19 protein-coding genes are annotated in these 18,384 nt (G+C 29.9%); 15 read left to right on the top strand and 4 right to left on the bottom strand.

Annotated features, from left to right (window positions below):
* Positions 1-86 precede the first annotated feature (86 nt).
* Positions 87-398 (top strand): DUF3467 domain-containing protein, encoded by a 312-nt coding sequence (locus tag ACKTSW_RS08710; RefSeq protein ID WP_408024884.1) that lies wholly within the window; start codon positions 87-89, stop codon positions 396-398.
* 279 nt (positions 399-677) lie between these two features.
* A complete protein-coding gene (locus tag ACKTSW_RS08705) occupies positions 678-1,583 on the top strand; it encodes a hypothetical protein (protein WP_408024883.1) in 906 nt (301 codons plus the stop codon).
* A gap of 148 nt (positions 1,584-1,731) precedes the next feature.
* Here the strand turns inward: ACKTSW_RS08705 and ACKTSW_RS08700 are convergent, their stop codons facing one another.
* Positions 1,732-2,418 carry a Crp/Fnr family transcriptional regulator gene (locus tag ACKTSW_RS08700; protein ID WP_408024882.1) on the bottom strand — a complete coding sequence of 229 codons (687 nt, stop codon included), beginning with the start codon at positions 2,416-2,418 and terminating at the stop codon, positions 1,732-1,734.
* A 102-nt stretch (positions 2,419-2,520) separates the two neighbouring features.
* Between ACKTSW_RS08700 and ACKTSW_RS08695 the strand changes: the two genes are divergently transcribed.
* The 13 genes from ACKTSW_RS08695 to ACKTSW_RS08635 all read left to right on the top strand — a co-directional run bounded on the left by ACKTSW_RS08695 (position 2,521) and on the right by ACKTSW_RS08635 (position 15,501).
* A complete protein-coding gene (locus ACKTSW_RS08695) occupies positions 2,521-4,893 on the top strand; it encodes a heavy metal translocating P-type ATPase (protein ID WP_408024881.1) in 2,373 nt (790 codons plus the stop codon).
* 4 nt (positions 4,894-4,897) lie between these two features.
* Complete coding sequence (gene deoC / locus ACKTSW_RS08690) at positions 4,898-5,563, top strand: deoxyribose-phosphate aldolase (protein WP_408024880.1); 666 nt, start codon at positions 4,898-4,900, stop codon at positions 5,561-5,563.
* 34 nt (positions 5,564-5,597) lie between these two features.
* Positions 5,598-6,296, top strand: a complete 699-nt coding sequence (gene deoD / locus ACKTSW_RS08685) for a purine-nucleoside phosphorylase (protein ID WP_408024879.1) — start codon at positions 5,598-5,600, stop codon at positions 6,294-6,296.
* A 53-nt stretch (positions 6,297-6,349) separates the two neighbouring features.
* Positions 6,350-7,714 carry an oxygen-independent coproporphyrinogen III oxidase gene (gene hemN, locus ACKTSW_RS08680; protein ID WP_408024878.1) on the top strand — a complete coding sequence of 455 codons (1,365 nt, stop codon included), beginning with the start codon at positions 6,350-6,352 and terminating at the stop codon, positions 7,712-7,714.
* Between the two features lie 89 nt (positions 7,715-7,803).
* Positions 7,804-8,139, top strand: coding sequence for a hypothetical protein (locus tag ACKTSW_RS08675; RefSeq protein ID WP_408024877.1), 336 nt, complete (start codon positions 7,804-7,806; stop codon positions 8,137-8,139).
* A gap of 159 nt (positions 8,140-8,298) precedes the next feature.
* The gene (gene ccoS, locus ACKTSW_RS08670; RefSeq protein ID WP_133537171.1) at positions 8,299-8,466 is read left to right on the top strand and encodes a cbb3-type cytochrome oxidase assembly protein CcoS; all 168 of its coding nucleotides are present in this window, start codon (positions 8,299-8,301) and stop codon (positions 8,464-8,466) included.
* Between the two features lie 108 nt (positions 8,467-8,574).
* Entirely contained in the window at positions 8,575-10,776 is a 2,202-nt protein-coding gene (gene ccoN, locus ACKTSW_RS08665) for a cytochrome-c oxidase, cbb3-type subunit I (RefSeq protein WP_408024876.1), read from the top strand.
* 6 nt (positions 10,777-10,782) lie between these two features.
* Complete coding sequence (locus tag ACKTSW_RS08660) at positions 10,783-10,950, top strand: CcoQ/FixQ family Cbb3-type cytochrome c oxidase assembly chaperone (protein ID WP_408024875.1); 168 nt, start codon at positions 10,783-10,785, stop codon at positions 10,948-10,950.
* A gap of 14 nt (positions 10,951-10,964) precedes the next feature.
* Positions 10,965-11,888, top strand: a complete 924-nt coding sequence (locus tag ACKTSW_RS08655) for a cbb3-type cytochrome c oxidase N-terminal domain-containing protein (RefSeq protein ID WP_408024874.1) — start codon at positions 10,965-10,967, stop codon at positions 11,886-11,888.
* A gap of 39 nt (positions 11,889-11,927) precedes the next feature.
* Complete coding sequence (gene ccoG, locus ACKTSW_RS08650) at positions 11,928-13,349, top strand: cytochrome c oxidase accessory protein CcoG (protein ID WP_408024873.1); 1,422 nt, start codon at positions 11,928-11,930, stop codon at positions 13,347-13,349.
* Between the two features lie 85 nt (positions 13,350-13,434).
* Positions 13,435-13,881 carry a FixH family protein gene (locus ACKTSW_RS08645; protein ID WP_408024872.1) on the top strand — a complete coding sequence of 149 codons (447 nt, stop codon included), beginning with the start codon at positions 13,435-13,437 and terminating at the stop codon, positions 13,879-13,881.
* Complete coding sequence (locus tag ACKTSW_RS08640) at positions 13,881-14,579, top strand: sulfite exporter TauE/SafE family protein (protein ID WP_408024871.1); 699 nt, start codon at positions 13,881-13,883, stop codon at positions 14,577-14,579. The genes ACKTSW_RS08645 and ACKTSW_RS08640 overlap by 1 nt, the downstream gene beginning before the upstream one ends.
* A gap of 82 nt (positions 14,580-14,661) precedes the next feature.
* Complete coding sequence (locus tag ACKTSW_RS08635; RefSeq protein WP_408024870.1) at positions 14,662-15,501, top strand: universal stress protein; 840 nt, start codon at positions 14,662-14,664, stop codon at positions 15,499-15,501.
* 64 nt (positions 15,502-15,565) lie between these two features.
* Here the strand turns inward: ACKTSW_RS08635 and ACKTSW_RS08630 are convergent, their stop codons facing one another.
* The 3 genes from ACKTSW_RS08630 to ACKTSW_RS08620 all read right to left on the bottom strand — a co-directional run bounded on the left by ACKTSW_RS08630 (position 15,566) and on the right by ACKTSW_RS08620 (position 18,330).
* Entirely contained in the window at positions 15,566-16,267 is a 702-nt protein-coding gene (locus ACKTSW_RS08630) for a DUF4369 domain-containing protein (RefSeq protein ID WP_408024869.1), read from the bottom strand.
* A 40-nt stretch (positions 16,268-16,307) separates the two neighbouring features.
* Complete coding sequence (locus tag ACKTSW_RS08625) at positions 16,308-17,615, bottom strand: DUF819 family protein (RefSeq protein ID WP_408024868.1); 1,308 nt, start codon at positions 17,613-17,615, stop codon at positions 16,308-16,310.
* 61 nt (positions 17,616-17,676) lie between these two features.
* Positions 17,677-18,330 carry a DUF2490 domain-containing protein gene (locus ACKTSW_RS08620; RefSeq protein ID WP_408024867.1) on the bottom strand — a complete coding sequence of 218 codons (654 nt, stop codon included), beginning with the start codon at positions 18,328-18,330 and terminating at the stop codon, positions 17,677-17,679.
* Positions 18,331-18,384: the final 54 nt, after the last annotated feature.

Below are 18,384 nucleotides of genomic sequence, written 5' to 3'. Positions count from 1 at the left end.
AAACGTAAGTTTATAAATAATACCAAGGGTTTAGAGTTCTTACAGCTCTAAACCCTTACTTTTTTAATAAATAATATTTAATAATTATGGAAGACAATAAGAAAGAACCGCAATTAAATATAGAGTTAGATCAAGAAGTAGCAGAAGGAACCTATAGTAATTTAGCTATCATAAATCATTCGGTATCAGAGTTTATAGTTGATTTTATAAATATTATGCCTGGTGTACCTAAAGCAAAAGTAAAATCAAGAATTATTTTAACTCCACAACATGCAAAACGTTTATCAAAAGCTTTAGCAGACAATATTCGTAAGTTTGAACAAGCTCACGGTGAAATAAAAGATTATGAGCAACCACCAATTCCAATGAATTTTGGAGGTACTACGGGTGAAGCTTAAAAGTTAAAACTTAAGGAAGTAAAGACCTACTCTAGATACTAGTGTAGGTTTTTCTTGTTTAAAAAAAAGTAAACGACTCATTAAAATAAAACGTAAAATATTTTTATTTTACTTGTAATTTAAATTAATTAGCAAAAAAATTGAATAATTGCTATTCTATATAATTAACAAAAAATAAGGGTAGAAAATTTATTGTAATAATAGTTGTTGGATGTTGAAAAGTATTTAATAATACTGATAATTTAATTCAAAACCTTTATTCTAAAAATAGTTCTTAAAATGAAAAAAAACTTTTTTTTAATATTGCTGACTGTTCTTACAAATTGTGTAAGTGCACAAGATGTAAATAAAAAAGAAGAAAGTTACAAAAATTATTTCTTTAATGTATATAAGGCTGATAGTTTGTTCTTTGCTGGTAAAAATAAAGAGTCGTATAAAATACTTGATGATTTATTTTCTAAATATGAGTCTAAAAATGGATTTACAACTTCAGAATATTTAACTTATTTAAAAAGTAAAGTTAATTCAGGGAAAAAAATAAGGAAAAATGAACTTGAATGTTACTTTTCTAATCACGGAGGTATAAAAGATATTATAATTAATGATTCATTGCTTAATATTTATTATGATAAATATAAACTTGGTAGAGAATATGATTCTTTAAGGAAAGTTTATATGAAAAAGATAGATTTAAATTTAAGATTAAAGATAGCTTCACTTATTGAAGATGATCAATATTATAGAACTTATTATGATAAAGCTGACAAAGAAGAAAAGCTTATGAAAATTGATTTAAAGAATGAAAAAATTCTCAAAGATCTTTTTTTAAAAAAAATATACCCTAATGAATTTGTTATTGGAAATCATTTAATAGATTTTGAAATAATTAACCCAGAAGTATTATTACTTCATACAAATGAAAAAATAAGAAAAAATTTTTTTCTTCCAAAAGTAAAAGATTTTGTGTTAAACGGTGTTTGCTCTCCTTTTGTTTATGCAAGAATGGTAGATCAAATGTATTTATATAGCGGTAAACCTCAAATCTACGGAACTTATAATACTCCTTTTTTGAAAAAGGAAGATTATGCTTTCTATAATAAGAATAGAAAGGAATTAAATATAGGTCTTCCTAGTGTTGAGTATGATATATGGAAATATCATAAAATGAATAAATTATTTAAGTAACTTAATTATTAATTTAAATATTTCAAAAAAATGAAAAACAAATCATTTAAATCAATTAGTACATTTGTAGAAGAGTGTAGGCTTCCCCAAAAACAGGACAGTTTTAAATTCAAACTGTTATTATGAAACAGAATTAAAATTAACGAAATTAAAAACCTTCAGAAAGGTCTTTTAAAGCTTTTATATCGGTTATAAATACTTCTTTACCTTTTAAATCGATTAGTTTTTTCTTTTTAAATTCTGAAAGTAAACGAATAGCACTTTCAGTTGCTGTACCTATAATATTAGCTATATCTTCTCTAGATAAGTTAACTTTTATAGAGCCATTATCATTTTTATCAAACTTTGTTTCTAAAAACAAAAGTGTAGCAGCTAAACGTTGTTTTACAGTTTTTTGAGCCATGTCAACAATAACATCATCTGCTTTCTTTAGTGAGTTTGCCATTTTTCTTAAAAGGTCTAAAGAAAAATCAGTATTACTTTCTAAATCTCTAATAATCTCTTCTTTTGGAATAAAACAAACTTCCATATCATTAACTGCGATAGCTTTTAAATTAGAAGCTTCATTGTTAATTAAACTACGTTCTCCTATGATATCTCCTTTTTTAATTAAATGAATAATTTGGTCTCTACCATTATCACTCATTTTAGAAACCTTACAAACACCATCTTTAATACAAAATACACCATTAATGTACTCACCTTCATCAAAAAGAACTTCTCCTTTTTTTATTTTCTTAGACGTTTTACACCCTGTGATTCTTATTAACTCATCTTTAGTTAAAGCCTTCAAAGAGTTGAATTCTCGAATGATACATTGCTCACACTTACTCATAAATATGCCCTTTTTTACTACTCAAATATACGCAAAACCTGACAATTATCATGTTTTAATTTGATGCCTTATTGGACATTTGCACTAGGCAAAAGAGTAAATATGGAAAGCACAACATGTTTTCATTGTGGTAACGAGTGCGATACAAAAACAATTACAGTAGAAGATAAATTTTTCTGCTGTAATGGATGTAAAACAGTTTATGAAATTTTTTCAGAGAACGATTTAACTTGTTATTACGATTTTCAAAACAATCCAGGAGCAATACCTGAAGAGATACAAGGAAAATATGATTTCTTGGATAATGAACCCATTGTAGATAAACTATTAGAATTTAACGATGGGAATGTTCAGGTAATAAACTTATACATTCCACACATACACTGTAGCTCATGTATTTGGGTGTTAGAAAATTTACATAAATTACAAAAGTATGTAACTTCATCACAGGTTAATTTTCCGAAGAAAACAGTCAGAATTACTTACAATACTGAAAAAATTACATTAAAAGAAATCGTATTACTATTAAGCTCTATTGGTTATGAACCTTATATAAGCTTAGAAGATTACGAGATTGGTAAGAAAAAAGTAGATCGTAGCTTAATTTATAAGCTAGGAATAGCTGGTTTTGCTTTTGGAAATGTGATGTTTTTATCGTTTCCAGAGTACTTCGAGGTATCCGAGTATTGGTTAGAACAATACAAAGGAATCTTCCGTTGGTTAATGTTTATATTTTCACTTCCTGTAGTTTTTTATGCAGGACAAGATTATTTCATTTCTGCTTACAAAGGACTTCGTTCAAAAATTTTAAATATTGATGTTCCAATTGCTTTAGGAATTTTAGTATTATTTATACGCAGTACAGCAGAAATAGTTCTTGATTTAGGAACAGGTTTTTTTGATAGTTTAACAGGGTTGGTTTTCTTTTTGTTGCTAGGGAAGTTTTTTCAGCAAAAGACTTATAATTTCTTATCATTTGAGCGTGATTATAAATCATATTTTCCAATCGCTGTAACCAAAATAATTAGTAATAATAAAGAAGAAAGTATACAAATTTATGACGTTAACAAAGGAGATAGATTATTAATTAGGAATCAAGAGTTAATTCCTGTTGATGGGATTTTAATTAGCGGAGAAGCAAAAATAGATTATAGCTTTGTTACAGGCGAAGAAGTTCCTGTAAATAAAAAGTCAGGAGATAAATTATTTGCAGGAGGAAAACAACTATCAGGAAGTATAGAAATGGAAGTGCTAGCTTCAGTTTCACAAAGTTATTTAACACAGTTATGGAGTAACGATGTATTTCAAAAAGATAAAAACTCATCATTCAAAACCTTAACTGATAAAATCAGTAAAAACTTTACGATAATTGTATTGTCAATAGCGTTTTTATCTACAGTATTTTGGTTGTATCACGATTCAAGTGTAGCATTAAATGTATTTACGTCAGTATTAATTATAGCATGTCCGTGTGCTATTGCATTAGCAGCACCATTTACCTTAGGAAATATGTTGCGAATTTTTGGAAGAAAGAAATTCTATTTAAAAAATGCTACAGTAGTAGAACAGTTGGCAGCTGTAAATTCAGTAATTTTTGATAAGACAGGTACACTTACTACGAATAAAGAAAATACAATAACGTATCAAGGAAAAGAATTAGATAAAACTCAAAAATCAATATTAAAAAGCTCTCTAAGATCATCAAATCATCCATTAAGTAGAATGCTATATACTTCTTTAGAAGAAGAAATGTTGCCTGTTAATGGTTATCAAGAACATATAGGAAAAGGAATTGAAGCAAAATACCAGCAAACAACTATAAAAATAGGTTCATCTTCTTTTGTGAAAAACGCAAAAGAACAATCAAACCTAGATACGTCAGTTCATATTAGTGTAAATAACGAGTACAAAGGAAAATATATATTTAAGAATGCTTATAGAAAAGGAGTTGAGAACTTGTTTTTTGATTTAAGTAAGAATTATGATTTATCAGTAGTTTCAGGAGATAATGAAGGAGAAAAAGAATTTTTAGAGGAATTATTACCAGAGAAAACTGCATTTCTATTCAATCAAAAACCACAAGATAAATTACACTACGTAGAAGAATTACAAGAAAAAAAGAAAAGTGTGTTGATGATTGGTGATGGTTTAAACGATGCAGGTGCACTAGCACAAAGTAATGTAGGAATAGCATTGTCAGAAAACATAAATGTGTTTTCACCAGCTTGTGATGCTATTCTAGACGCTTCAAAATTCAGTGAGATAGAAAACTACATAAAAACATCACAAAAAGCGATAAAAATTATAAAATATTGTTTTTTACTATCTTTAATGTATAATGTTATAGGACTTTATTTTGCGATAACAGGTCAGTTAATGCCAGTAATAGCAGCCATTTTAATGCCGCTGAGTTCAATTAGCGTAGTTATATTTACAACCATAGCTACCAATGTATTAGGAAGAAAAATAAAATAAAAATATGCAGATTAATAAATATATAGATCATACTTTACTAAAAGCCACAGCTATAAAAACTGATATTGTAAAACTATGTAACGAAGCTAAAGAATATAATTTTTATGCAGTTTGTGTAAATGGATGTTATGTAGAGTTAGCAGCTAAAGAGTTACAAGGTTCAGAAGTAAAAGTAGCAGCAGTAATAGGTTTTCCATTAGGAGGAATGACAACCAAGGCTAAGGTTTTTGAAGCTAAAGATTGCATAAAAAAGGGAGCTTCAGAAATTGATATGGTAATTAATATCGGAAAATTGTTAGATGGAGAAGAAAACTATGTAGAAAAAGAAATTAGATTGATTAAAGAAGAAATAGGTGAAAATGTTTTAAAAGTAATTTTTGAAAACTGCTATTTATCTAAAGAACAAATTAAAGTAGCAAGTCAACTAGCTGTAGAAGCTGGAGCTGATTTTGTAAAAACATCCACAGGTTTTGGTACAGGAGGAGCAACTTTTGAAGATGTTATGATTATGGATAGTGTTGTAGACGGAAAGGCTCAGATAAAAGCAGCAGGAGGTATTAGAGATATAGAAACAGCTAAGAAGTATGTAGAAATTGGGGTCACTCGTTTAGGAACTTCTTCAGGAGTAGCTTTAGTAACTAGTGGTATCTCTGATAAAGATCAGTATTAACACAGCGGTTTTTAATAATTAAAAAAAACAAAGAATGAGCGTACATATAGAAGCAAAAAAAGGAGAAATAGCAGAAACTGTTTTATTACCAGGTGATCCTATGCGTGCAAAATGGATTGCAGAAACATTTTTGGAAAATCCTGTTTGTTATAACGATGTTCGAGGGATGTTAGGATTCACAGGAACCTATAAAGGAAAAAGAGTCTCTGTACAAGGAACAGGTATGGGGATTCCTTCTGCATTAATCTATGCACATGAATTAATTAATGAGTACGGAGTTAAAAATTTAATCAGAGTTGGGTCTGCAGGTTCTTATCAAAAAGAAGTAAAAATCCGTGATATTGTTATTGCTATGGCAGCGTCTACTAATTCAGGGTTAAATACAATCCGTTTTAACGGGGCTGATTTTGCACCAACGGCAAGTTTTGAGTTGTTTCAAAAGGCTGTTGATGCAGCAAAAGAAAAAGAAATTCCATTAAAAGCAGGAAACATTTTAAGTTCAGATGAGTTTTATGCAGATGAATTTGAAAGCTATAAAAAGTGGGCATCTTATGGAGTGTTGTGTGTCGAAATGGAAACCAACGGATTATACACCGTTGCAGCAAAATATAAAGTAAATGCATTATCAATTTTAACGATTTCAGATAGTTTAGTCACAGGAGAAAGAACTACTGCAGAAGAAAGAGAACAAACTTTTAAAGAAATGATAGAAATAGCTCTAGAATTGGCGTAATTACATTTCTAGTAGCAGGAAGAGGTTTTAATAACCTTTAAGAAAATAAATAAATGAAAAATTTACTAATACAAAAATATAACATTCCAGGCCCTAGATATACAAGCTATCCAACAGTTCCGTATTGGAATAATGATACTTTTTCAAAAGAAAAATGGATTAAAACTTTTAAACAATCGTTTATAGAAAGCAACTCATCAGAAGGAATTAGCTTATATATTCACTTACCATTTTGTGAAAGTTTATGTACGTTTTGTGCTTGTCATAAACATATAACAAAACGACATGAAATGGAAGATCCATATATTGAAACAGTTTTAAAAGAGTGGAAGTTATATGTTAATTTAGTTGATGAAAGACCTGTGATAAAGGAAATTCACTTAGGAGGAGGAACACCAACATTTTTTTCAGAAACCCAATTAAAAAAATTAATTGATGGGATTTTTATCAATGCTGAAAAACATCCAGAACATGAGTTTAGTTTTGAAGGACATCCCAATAATACCACAAAAGAGCATTTACAAACTTTATACAATTTAGGTTTTACAAGAGTAAGTTTTGGGGTACAAGATTATAATCCAAAAGTACAAGAAGCTATTCATAGAGTACAGCCTTTTGAAAATGTACAAAAAGTACACAATTGGGCAAAAAAAATAGGGTATACATCTATTAGTCACGACTTAGTATTTGGACTTCCATTTCAAACGAAAGAAAATGTGATTTACACTATTAACAAGACAAAAGAATTAGAACCAGATAGAATTTCGTTTTATAGTTATGCGCATGTACCATGGGTAAAAGGAGTAGGTCAACGAGGTTTTAATGAAGATAATTTACCTAAGAATGAAGAAAAAAGAGAACTGTATGAAATAGGAAAAGAATTATTTGCAGAAATGGGGTATGTAGAAATAGGAATGGATCATTTTGCATTGCCAACAGATAGTTTATACAAGGCCACTCAAGAGAAAACATTGCACCGTAATTTTATGGGGTATACTGCTAATAAAACGCAATTAATGATTGGTTTAGGAATGTCATCAATATCTGATTCTTGGTATGGGTTTGCACAAAATGTAAAAACGGTAAAAGAGTACGAAAGAATTGTAAATGATGGAGAAATCCCTGTTTTTAGAGGGCATATATTATCAGAAGAAGATTTAATTATTAGAAAACACATCTTAAATATTATGTGTCATTTTTCCACTTCCTGGGAAGAAGATTCGTTACAGATTGAAAATGTAGAAAACCACATAGAAAAATTAGAAGAAATGATACAGGATGGGCTTGTTTTTATTAAAGGAAACAAGTTAAAAGTTCCTGAAAAAGCAAGACCATATGTACGTAATATTTGTATGGCATTCGATAAAAAATTACATGAAAAACAACCAGAAACTAAACTGTTTTCAATGACTATATAACTTTTTGTTAATTAATGGTTCATGATAAATATCATTGTGTGTCTACCTAAAAAATAATTAAATTTAAGTAAACCTAAAAACCGTATGTCATGAAAAATATTGAAGTAAATTGGTCAAAGGAAGAGCTACAAACTTATCTTTTTATTTATTGTATAAATGCAGATTATAAAGAAACAAAAGAAGAACTTGAAACTATTTCGTTAAAAACAAACAAAGAAATATATAAAAAAATGCACAATGAGTTTGAAAAAGATAATGACTACACAAGTATTCAGAAAATTAATGAATCACTTAAAAATTTAAACTACGACAAAGAAGAAATAAATACCCTATTTGAAGAAATAAAAGAGTTGTTTTTATCAGATGGGAAATATGAGATTTTGGAAAGAAATTTAATGATAGGGTTAAAAAGGGTTTTGAGATAAACTTTAGAGTGCTTAATAAAAAAAGGGTTTTATATTTTTGAATATAAAACCCTTTTTTTTAGGGTTAAATAATTTCAAAACAAATTTTGAAACATGACAAAAGTCATGTTTTAAGAAAGTCTTCACACCTACTTTTGAACTATAATTATCAGGCAAGATATGAGCGTTATTTACTTACTACTTACACTAAGTATTTTAGTGGCTATTATTTTCTTTATAGCATTTATTGTTTCAGTAAAAAATGGACAGTATGATGATTCGTACACACCATCAGTTCGTATGTTGTTTGATGATGAACTGGTAAAAGAAGAAACAAAAAAGTCTTAAGCTGTTCATATAAAAAGTAATTTTTTAAGCAATATATAAGTCACTTAAAGAATAATGAAACTATAAATAATTAAAGAACTAACAATAGATATTAAATTCAAATAGATTATGGAAATGCAACAATTTTATTACGATAATAAGATCGTAAAAAAATTCATCTACGCAACCTTACTATGGGGAATAGTAGGTTTTTCAGTAGGATTGTTATTGGCTTTTATGTTTTTATTCCCAAATTTAACTGATGGAATTTCATGGTTAAGTTTTGGGCGTTTAAGACCATTACATACAAATGCAGTGATTTTTGCTTTTGTAGGAAATGCCATTTTTTCGGGAGTTTATTACTCGTTACAGCGATTGTTAAAAGCACGTATGGCGAGTGATTTTTTAAGTAACTTTAATTTCTGGGGGTGGCAATTAATAATTGTTGCAGCAGCGATAACGTTACCTTTAGGATATACAAGCTCTAAAGAGTATGCTGAATTAGAATGGCCAATAGACATTGCTATTGCATTGGTATGGGTAGCATTTGGAGTTAATATGATTTGGACTATTTTTCAAAGAAGACAACGACATTTATACGTAGCTATTTGGTTTTATTTAGGAACCTTTGTAACTGTAGCTGTATTACATATATTTAACAGTTTAGCATTACCAGTAGGTTTTCTTAAATCATATTCAGTATATGCGGGGGTACAAGATGCATTAGTACAATGGTGGTATGGACATAATGCGGTAGCATTCTTTTTAACAACCCCGTTTTTAGGGTTAATGTATTATTTTGTACCTAAAGCAGCAAATCGCCCTGTATATTCGTATAGATTATCTATTGTACACTTTTGGTCGTTAATATTTATTTATATCTGGGCAGGACCTCATCATTTATTATATACATCATTACCAGATTGGGCTCAGAACTTAGGCGTTGCATTTTCTGTGATGTTAATTGCACCATCTTGGGGGGGGATGATTAACGGATTATTAACTCTTCGTGGAGCTTGGGATAAAGTAAGAGTAGACCCGGTATTAAAATTTATGGTAGTTGCGATTACAGGGTATGGTATGGCAACTTTTGAAGGGCCAATGTTATCATTAAAAAATGTAAATGCAATTGCACACTTTAGTGATTGGATTATTGCGCACGTACACGTTGGTGCCTTAGCATGGAACGGTTTCTTAACCTTTGGAATGTTATATTGGTTAGTACCAAGAATGTTTAAAACAAAATTATACTCTATAGCATTGGCAAACTTCCACTTTTGGATTGGAACGTTAGGTATCATTATGTATGCATTACCAATGTATGTAGCAGGGTTTGTACAAGCATCAATGTGGAAACAGTTTAATCCAGACGGAACATTAACGTATGGTAACTTCTTAGAAACCGTAAATGAAATTATTCCAATGTATTGGATGCGTGCTATTGGAGGAAGTTTATTCATCCTTGGAGCCTTTGTAATGTTATACAACATTGTTAAAACAATTAGATCAGGAAGTGGAGTTACTGATGAATTAGCAGAAGCAGCAGCATTAACAAAAGTATCTAAACATAGAACATCTAAAGAAGGTTGGCATACTTGGTTAGAAAGAAGACCTATTAAATTAACTATTTATGCAACTATAGCGATTTTAATTGGAGGTGTTGTTCAAATCATACCAACTTTATTAGTAAAATCTAACATACCAACTATCACAAGTGTTAAACCATATTCTCCATTAGAATTAGAAGGTAGAGATATTTATATCCGTGAAGGATGTGTGGGATGTCACTCACAAATGGTACGTCCATTTAGATCAGAAGTAGAGCGTTATGGAGAATTTGCAAAAGCAGGAGAGTTTGTATATGATCATCCATTCTTATGGGGGTCTAAACGTACAGGACCAGACTTGTTAAGAGTGGGAGGAAAGTATAACGATAGTTGGCACTTAAATCATATGTACGATCCACAAAGTACATCACCAGGATCTATTATGCCTGCATATCAATGGTTAGTTAGAAATAAACTAGATAAAACCGATACTGAAAGTAAAATGAAAGCGATGGTGAGTTTAGGTGTTCCTTATACCGAAGAAGATATAGCAAACGCACAAACAAGTATGGAAACGCAAGGAGCAAAAATTCAAGAAAACTTATATGCTGACCCTGATTTTGCAACAAATTATGAAGCAGATAAGAAATATGCTCAAGAAAATAAAAAAACTTTCATTGAAATGAAAGATAGAGAAATAGTAGCCCTAATCGCTTACTTACAAAGATTAGGTACCGATATTAAGGTTAAAGATGTAGAAGATCAATTAAGCGCTAAAAACTAAAAAATCATGTTAAAGTTTGTAAAAAATCATATGGAAACAATTGCAGGTATTGAAGTGTACCCAATTATTTCACTAACCATATTCTTTACGTTTTTTGTAGTATTATTTTGGTGGGTATTCACAGCCAAAAGAGAGTATATAAGTAAGGTAAGTAATTTGCCATTAGATAATTAGTAAAATTAAACAAGATGAAAAAATATTTTCAATCTATAGCATATATCATTTTTGTTGCAGTAACCTTTTTTGCTATTGCTACTGCAATTAAATCATACGAGAATCCTTTTAGTTTGTATGAAAACCCGTTAGTATGGATAGCCATTATAGCACTTGTAACTGTAGTTATCTTAAAAGAAGCTTTAAATGTTGTTGCACAACAAAAAGCGGAACAACTTCAATTTGAAAAAGAAGGTATTAAACCTGAAGAGATTGATAATTGGGCTTGGGTAAAGAAAATTATTAATAAATGGACAGCTGCTAAAGCGATAGAAGAGGAAGATGAAATTATTCTTGATCATAACTATGATGGAATTAAAGAGTTAGATAATAACTTACCACCATGGTGGTTATACATGTTCTATGCAACAATTGTTTTTGCTGCCGTATATTTAATAAGATATCATGTGTTAGGAGCAAATAATCAAGAAATGGAGTATGCACAAGCTGTTGAAAAAGCTAAAAGAGAGCTAGCCGTATTTCAATCAAATTCTAATGAAGCAATTATCGATGCTGAAACAGCAACTGTGTTAACAGATGCAGGTGATTTAAGCAGAGGAAAAGCAGTATACAACTTAAATTGTGCAGCATGTCATGTTGCAGATGGAGGTGGAGGTATTGGTCCAAATTTAACCGACCAATATTGGATTTTAGGAGGAGGTATAAAAAATATTTTTAATACGATTTCTAATGGAGGTAGAGATGGTAAAGGAATGGTTGCTTGGAATAAAACGTTAAAACCAAAAGATATTCAAAAGGTAGCGAGTTATATCATTTCTTTACAAGGAACAACTCCAGCAAAACCAAAACAACCTCAAGGAGAATTATATAAAGAAGAAGGTGAAGCACCTACTGTTACAGAACCAATAGAGGAACAGTCAAAAGATAGTATTCAATAGCAGGTATAATTTGTTACAAATTAGTTTTTAGTAGTTGATATGGAAACACCCAAGAATGAACAATTCAGAGATAGTATAGGTACTATAAACGATGAAGGGAATAGAGCTTGGGTGTTTCCTAAAAAGCCTAGTGGAAGGTTTTATAAATACCGTAGTTATGTAAGTTATTTTTTAATAGCTTTCTTATTGTCGGCACCTTTTATAAAAATAAATGGAAATCAATTCTTACTGTTCAATGTTTTAGAACGTAAGTTTAATATTTTCGGGTTTCCTTTTTGGCCACAAGATTTTCACCTAATGGTGATTTCTATGATAACAGGAGTGGTGTTTGTTATTCTTTTTACAGTTGTGTTTGGGCGAATTTTTTGTGGGTGGATTTGTCCTCAAACTATTTTCTTAGAAATGGTTTTTAGAAAAATTGAATATGTAATTGATGGTGATAGAGGAAAACAAATCCGTTTAGCAAAACAACCATGGAATGCTGAAAAAATTAGAAAAAGAATTTTAAAATGGATTGTCTTTTTTATTATCTCTTTTATTATAGCAAACGTTTTCTTAGCATATTTAATAGGATCTGATGAGCTAATAAGTTATATAACAGGAAACCCACTTAATCATATTAGTACTTTAATATCATTGCTGATTTTTACAGGTGTGTTTTATTTTGTTTTTGCTTGGTTTAGAGAGCAAGTATGTATAATTGCTTGTCCCTATGGTAGATTGCAAGGAGTACTGTTAGATAATAAAACGATTAATGTAGCTTATGACCATGTAAGAGGAGAAGGAAAAACTGGAAGAGGTAAGTTTAAAAAGAATGAAGATAGGGAAACCACAGGGAAAGGAGATTGTATTGATTGTTTTCAATGTGTACATGTATGTCCTACAGGAATAGACATTCGTAATGGAACACAGTTAGAGTGTGTAAACTGTACCGCTTGCATTGATGAATGTGATCATATGATGGAAAAGGTAGGGTTACCAAAAGGGTTAATTCGTTATGCAAGTGAAGAAAACATTGTTAAGAAAACGCCTTTTAAGTTCACGGCAAGAATGAAAGGATACTCTGCGGTACTGTTCATTTTAACAGGAATTTTAGTAGGAATGTTGTTTTTAAGAAATGATGTAGAAGCTACCATTTTGAGATTGCCAGGGCAACTGTATCAGCATAAAGAAAACGGAATTATTAGTAATATTTATACATTTAAAGTAGTAAACAAAACCACCGAACAGATAGATGATGTGAGTTATAAACTATTATCTCACAAAGGAACAATAGAAATGGTAACGCATCAAAACTTTGAAGTTCCTAAACAAGGATTAGCAGAAGGAACCCTTTTTATTGAGTTACATCAATCTGAAATGGAAAAAGAAAAAGAAAAACTAGAAATAGGAATATTTAGTGGAGATAAACTTATTGAAACAACTACAACTAATTTTTTAGGACCAAGAAGTTATAGATAAAAATTCATTGAAAGAATTTGAGATGAGAACGTAAAAAAAATAAATTGTTTCGTGTCACACACGATAACATTAAAAACTAAATAAAATGAAACTAAACTGGGGTACGGGTATAGTAATTGCAATAATAGGGTTTATAGGTTTTATCATGTATTTTGTAATAATCATGAGTACAGGAAAAAACTATAATCACGATTTAGTAACTGAAAAATATTATCAGCAAGAATTAGAATTTCAAGATAAAATTAATGCAACAAAAAATGCAAAAGAATTAAAAAAGAATATTGAAATTGAAAAAGTATCAGAAGGATTAAAAGTCTATTTTCCAATAGACTTTAATCCTAAAGATATAAAAGGAAAAGTGTTCCTATACAGACCATCTGATAAACAATTGGATTTCGAAATGCCTATTTCGATTTCCGAAACATATTTGCTCGTGCCTGAGAAACGTTTATTGGGTGGTCGTTGGAACATAACAATTTCCTGGAAATACAAAAGTAAAGATTATTTATTTCAGAAAGAGTTGGTGTACTAATGTTTCTTTCAGCAATTATATTTGGTTTATTAGGAAGCTTTCACTGTATTGGTATGTGTGGCCCTATAGCCTTTATCTTACCCTTTGACAGAACCAATAAAGTAAAACAATTTTTTCAAATTACTAGTTATCATTTAGGGCGCTTATTCACTTATAGTTTAATAGGCTTCTTATTTGGGTTACTAGGAAAAGGGTTTTATTTCTTCGGGTTTCAGCAGCAGCTCTCAATTATTGTTGGTGTTTTAATGATTTTAGCAATTCTTTTACCTAAAACTTTTCAAAAATATAATTTTTCAAATCCAATAAATAAGTTGGTAATAAAGGTGAAATCTTCTTTAGGAAAAGAGCTAAAGAAAAAAAGAAATGATACTTTTTTTACAATTGGTTTTTTAAATGGGTTTTTACCATGTGGCTTGGTGTACATGGCAGTTTTTGGAGCATTAAACACAACAAATATGCTATCAGGAAGCTTATATATGTTTCTCTTTGGCTTAGGAACAATACCATTAATGACAGCTGTTGTATATGTTGGTAATTTTACTAATGAATTAGTACGAAAACGAGTACAACAAGCGATACCTTATGTTGTAATATTTATAGGAATATTGTTTATCCTAAGAGGTTTAGGATTAGGAATTCCTTATGTATCTCCACTTCCTATTACCGATTTTCATAATTCAGTAGAAGGCTGTCATTAGAAAATAATGATAAATGTCATGGTATTACTAATAAAGTTTAGGTAACTTTATGGTATAATGTTAAACCCTAAAATAACAAAAAATGAAAAAAATTATTGTCCCTTTAGACTTTTCTAAATACTCTGAAAATGCTTTGAAAACTGCAGCTTTCTTAGCAAAAGATAGTGATATTGAGATATTAGCCGTACACATGCTTGAGCTATCTAATGCAGTAATTAGTCAATCACAAAGTGCTGTGCAAAAAGAAATGATTTTTTATTTAAAACTAGCAGAAAAAAGATTTACTGATTTTTTACAGAAAGATTATTTATCAGATGTAAAAGTTACCCCTATTATAAAACACTTTAAAATTTTTAGTGAATTAGATGAGTTAGCTAGAGAAGAGGGAGCAGATTTAATAATTATGGGTTCGAAAGGAGTAGAAGGAGTTAAAGAAATGTTAGTAGGATCTAATACCGAAAAAGTAATTCGTTATGCAAATGTACCGGTGTTAGTAATTAAAGAAGAGCCGTTAACCAAAAAGTTAGAAAATATATTATTTGCATGTGATTTCTCTGATGAAGATATTAAACCATATATGAAAGCTAAAACATTCTTTAGTAAGTTTAATGCTAATGTAGAAATAGTGTATGTAAGTACTCCTTCATCTAAGTTTAAAAGTTCTAAAGAATTAGAAGAAAAAATGAAATATTTTTTCAGTCAAACAGATGAGAGTTATGAAGAAAGTATTTCTAAAGTGAAAATCATTTCTGACTACTCTATAGAAAAAGGAGTGTTTTATTATGCAGACAAAAGAAATTTTGATGTTTTAGTAGTAGCAACACATGGCAGAAAAGGAATAAATCACTTTTTTGAAGGAAGTATTTCCGAAGATATTGCCAATCATAGCAAACTACCTGTATTATCTTTTAAAATTCAGTAAAACAACTAAAAATAAAAAGTGCATTCATTTGAATGCACTTTTTATTTTGTAATAGTAGAAACTATTATTTTTCTATAGTTTTTATTTTGTCTACAAATTTTTGTAAACGTTTACCATATTCAGAATTTTTAACTTTGTCGGTTAAGCTATTATTAATAGTATCTAAAAGTTGAATATTTGCATCATATAATTCAGATAAAGCTATATAAGGAGCAGCTTCACTATCAGCGTTAGTGATAGCAAAGTTTGTTGAGAATAAAAAACGACGACGTATCATTTTATTATAATCAGTTTCTAACTGTTTTAAGAGTTCATCATCTTTAGCTTGACGAGCTTCAAATTCTTTTTTAATAAAATCTAATCGTTGATTTTTAAATTTATCATCCATTTCACGAAACTTGTTCATGATTTCTTGGTTTTTAGAACCTTTTATTTCTGGATTAAAACCAAACTCTTCAATGTTATCGTTTATAGTAATTTCTCCTTTTTCTCCAAAAAACATAAGGTGTTTATCTTTAGTATTACCATCAAAAGTTAAGTAGTACATTATGGGAGAATCAACATTGTCTGTTAATATAAATTTATCATCACCTAATAAGGCTATAGAGTCAACAGGTACTAATAAAGTATCTTTCATTTTTTGAAGGTATAAAGTACCTTTTTTTAATCCTTTAATTTGACCTTTTACAATCATATTTCCCTCTTTTTTAGAGGAACAAGCAAAAGCAACAAGTGCAATTGCGAAAAGAGCAATAATTTTCTTCATTGAATTCAAAATTTGTCTGTTGCAAATATGCAGATTTCTCTTAAACTTTTGAGGCTATTTCCATTAAAATTGTACACACAATTGCACCAATAGTACCAATTGCATAACCAAATACAGCTAATAAAACACCTACAGTTGCTAATGAAGGATGAAAAGCTTGTGCTACAATAGGAGCAGAAGCGGCACCCCCTACATTTGCTTGGCTAGCCACGGCTAAGAAAAAATATGGAGCACGGATTAATTTAGCAACTAAAATTAAGAGTCCTGCATGAATAGACATCCATACTAAACCAATGAAAATTAGATTAACATTTTCAAAAATTAAAGTTAAATCCATTTTCATACCAATGGTTGCTACTAATACATAAATAAATATACTTCCTATTTTACTAGCCCCAGCACCTTCGTAATTTTTTGCTTTTGTAAAAGAAAGAATAACAGCTACAATAGTTGATATACTAATTAACCAAAAAAAGCTAGAACCTAGAAAAGAGAAGATACTTCTCCAAGTTTGAGATTCTATATTTGCAGTTAATGAAGAAAAAACGTCGCTTAAATATGCTCCAACTAAATGCCCAAGACCTACAGTGCCAAAAGCAATAGCTAGCATAATCATAAAATTGGTTAAAGTAGGAGTTCTTTTTACGCTTTGCGTAAAATTAGATACTCTTTCTTTTAAATCTTCTATAGCTGAGGTATCAGCTTTTAACCACTTATTAATCTTGTCTTTTTTACCAATGCCTATTAGTAAAATAGCCATCCATATATTAGCAACTACAATATCAACAAATACCATACCTCCATATTTAGCAGGATTATATTGGTAAATTTCTAGCATAGCAGTTTGGTTAGCTCCACCTCCAATCCAACTTCCAGCTAAAGTGGAAAGTCCCCTCCATACGGCATCAAATCCTGCTCCGCCAACTGTTTCTGGTGAAACAGCAGAGATTAATAAAATAGCAATAGGTCCTCCAATTACAATCCCAACAGTCCCTGTAAAAAACATAATTAATGCTTTTGAACCTAAGTTGAAAATAGCTTTTAAATCAATGCTTAATGTCATTAAAACTAAAGCAGCTGGTAATAAAAATCTACTAGAAACATAATACAGTTGTGACTTGTTTTTTACTACTTCACCTGCAGTACTGGTAGTTTCCCATTCTGGAGAAATAACTCCTAAAGTAGTAAATATAGCAGGGATAAAATAAGCCATGAATAAACCTGGTACTATTTTATAAAATTTATGCCAAAATCCTGAAGTTTTTGATTCTGTATAAAATACAAAACCTAACGAAATCATTAAAATACCGAATACGATTGCATCGTTTGTAAAAAGAGGAGTTTTCATTTAAAAATAATTTGCCACTAAAGTATGAAATATTAGTTAGGTCTATTTTCTATGGCCTGTACTAATTACTAATGGCAACTCCTAGTTGAATTCTATTAAAGTTACCAATCTCGTTTACATGTATTAGTTGATACCCAGCTTGAAGTTTTACATTGCTTGATATTTTATATTTAACTCCCGTTCCTAACCAGTTTTGATTATAGTTTTCTCCTTCAAAATCTAAAAAGACTTCATTGTATATATAAGTAGACCAATTTTTATCAATAGGATGACTTAAAGCTAATTGATAACGAAAAAAATTTCCTGTTGTTGATTCAAAAAAACGTTGTTCTCCTCTAAAACGATGTGCTACGTTTAAACTAGCTATTTTATGATTTACATTTAGGTCTTCATAAATACGATGTTCGTTAAAGTCGCCCGCATCAACATCAAAAGTTCTATCAGTATTTAAGAAAGCATATCCTACAGTCGCGCTTATGGTTTTATTAAATTTATAATTACCACCTAAACGTCCAATAAATTGTTGCATGTCATCTCCAACTTCAAAGAAGCGGAAATGTGCCATGGTTTTTAAGCTAAACTTATTAGAAACTAGATGAGACCCGTTGTACATATACCATACACCTAATTCTTTTGTAGGGTTTGGTGTTGCTGATTGTTGAGCGAAATTGTTTAATGAAAATAAAGTGATAATTAATAAAGTAAACTTTTTCATAATTGTTAAAGAGGTTGTTTGTTATATTAAAAATCCCCTGTATATTATTCGGTA

This window comes from Tenacibaculum sediminilitoris (assembly GCF_964513795.1).
Lineage (GTDB): Bacteria > Bacteroidota > Bacteroidia > Flavobacteriales > Flavobacteriaceae > Polaribacter > Polaribacter sediminilitoris.
This window is presented reverse-complemented; position numbering and strand designations above follow the sequence as displayed.

Coding starts and splice junctions, on each gene's coding strand:
- hemN (WP_408024878.1), top strand. CDS start 6,350: ATGAAAAATTTACTAATACAAAAATATAACATTCCAGGCCCTAGATAT.
- ACKTSW_RS08675 (WP_408024877.1), top strand. CDS start 7,804: ATGAAAAATATTGAAGTAAATTGGTCAAAGGAAGAGCTACAAACTTAT.
- ACKTSW_RS08630 (WP_408024869.1), bottom strand. CDS start 16,267: ATGAAGAAAATTATTGCTCTTTTCGCAATTGCACTTGTTGCTTTTGCT.
- ccoN (WP_408024876.1), top strand. CDS start 8,575: ATGGAAATGCAACAATTTTATTACGATAATAAGATCGTAAAAAAATTC.
- ACKTSW_RS08645 (WP_408024872.1), top strand. CDS start 13,435: ATGAAACTAAACTGGGGTACGGGTATAGTAATTGCAATAATAGGGTTT.
- ACKTSW_RS08705 (WP_408024883.1), top strand. CDS start 678: ATGAAAAAAAACTTTTTTTTAATATTGCTGACTGTTCTTACAAATTGT.
- deoC (WP_408024880.1), top strand. CDS start 4,898: ATGCAGATTAATAAATATATAGATCATACTTTACTAAAAGCCACAGCT.
- ccoS (WP_133537171.1), top strand. CDS start 8,299: ATGAGCGTTATTTACTTACTACTTACACTAAGTATTTTAGTGGCTATT.
- ccoG (WP_408024873.1), top strand. CDS start 11,928: ATGGAAACACCCAAGAATGAACAATTCAGAGATAGTATAGGTACTATA.
- ACKTSW_RS08635 (WP_408024870.1), top strand. CDS start 14,662: ATGAAAAAAATTATTGTCCCTTTAGACTTTTCTAAATACTCTGAAAAT.
- ACKTSW_RS08710 (WP_408024884.1), top strand. CDS start 87: ATGGAAGACAATAAGAAAGAACCGCAATTAAATATAGAGTTAGATCAA.
- ACKTSW_RS08655 (WP_408024874.1), top strand. CDS start 10,965: ATGAAAAAATATTTTCAATCTATAGCATATATCATTTTTGTTGCAGTA.
- ACKTSW_RS08640 (WP_408024871.1), top strand. CDS start 13,881: ATGTTTCTTTCAGCAATTATATTTGGTTTATTAGGAAGCTTTCACTGT.
- ACKTSW_RS08695 (WP_408024881.1), top strand. CDS start 2,521: ATGGAAAGCACAACATGTTTTCATTGTGGTAACGAGTGCGATACAAAA.
- ACKTSW_RS08625 (WP_408024868.1), bottom strand. CDS start 17,615: ATGAAAACTCCTCTTTTTACAAACGATGCAATCGTATTCGGTATTTTA.
- ACKTSW_RS08620 (WP_408024867.1), bottom strand. CDS start 18,330: ATGAAAAAGTTTACTTTATTAATTATCACTTTATTTTCATTAAACAAT.
- ACKTSW_RS08700 (WP_408024882.1), bottom strand. CDS start 2,418: ATGAGTAAGTGTGAGCAATGTATCATTCGAGAATTCAACTCTTTGAAG.
- ACKTSW_RS08660 (WP_408024875.1), top strand. CDS start 10,783: ATGTTAAAGTTTGTAAAAAATCATATGGAAACAATTGCAGGTATTGAA.
- deoD (WP_408024879.1), top strand. CDS start 5,598: ATGAGCGTACATATAGAAGCAAAAAAAGGAGAAATAGCAGAAACTGTT.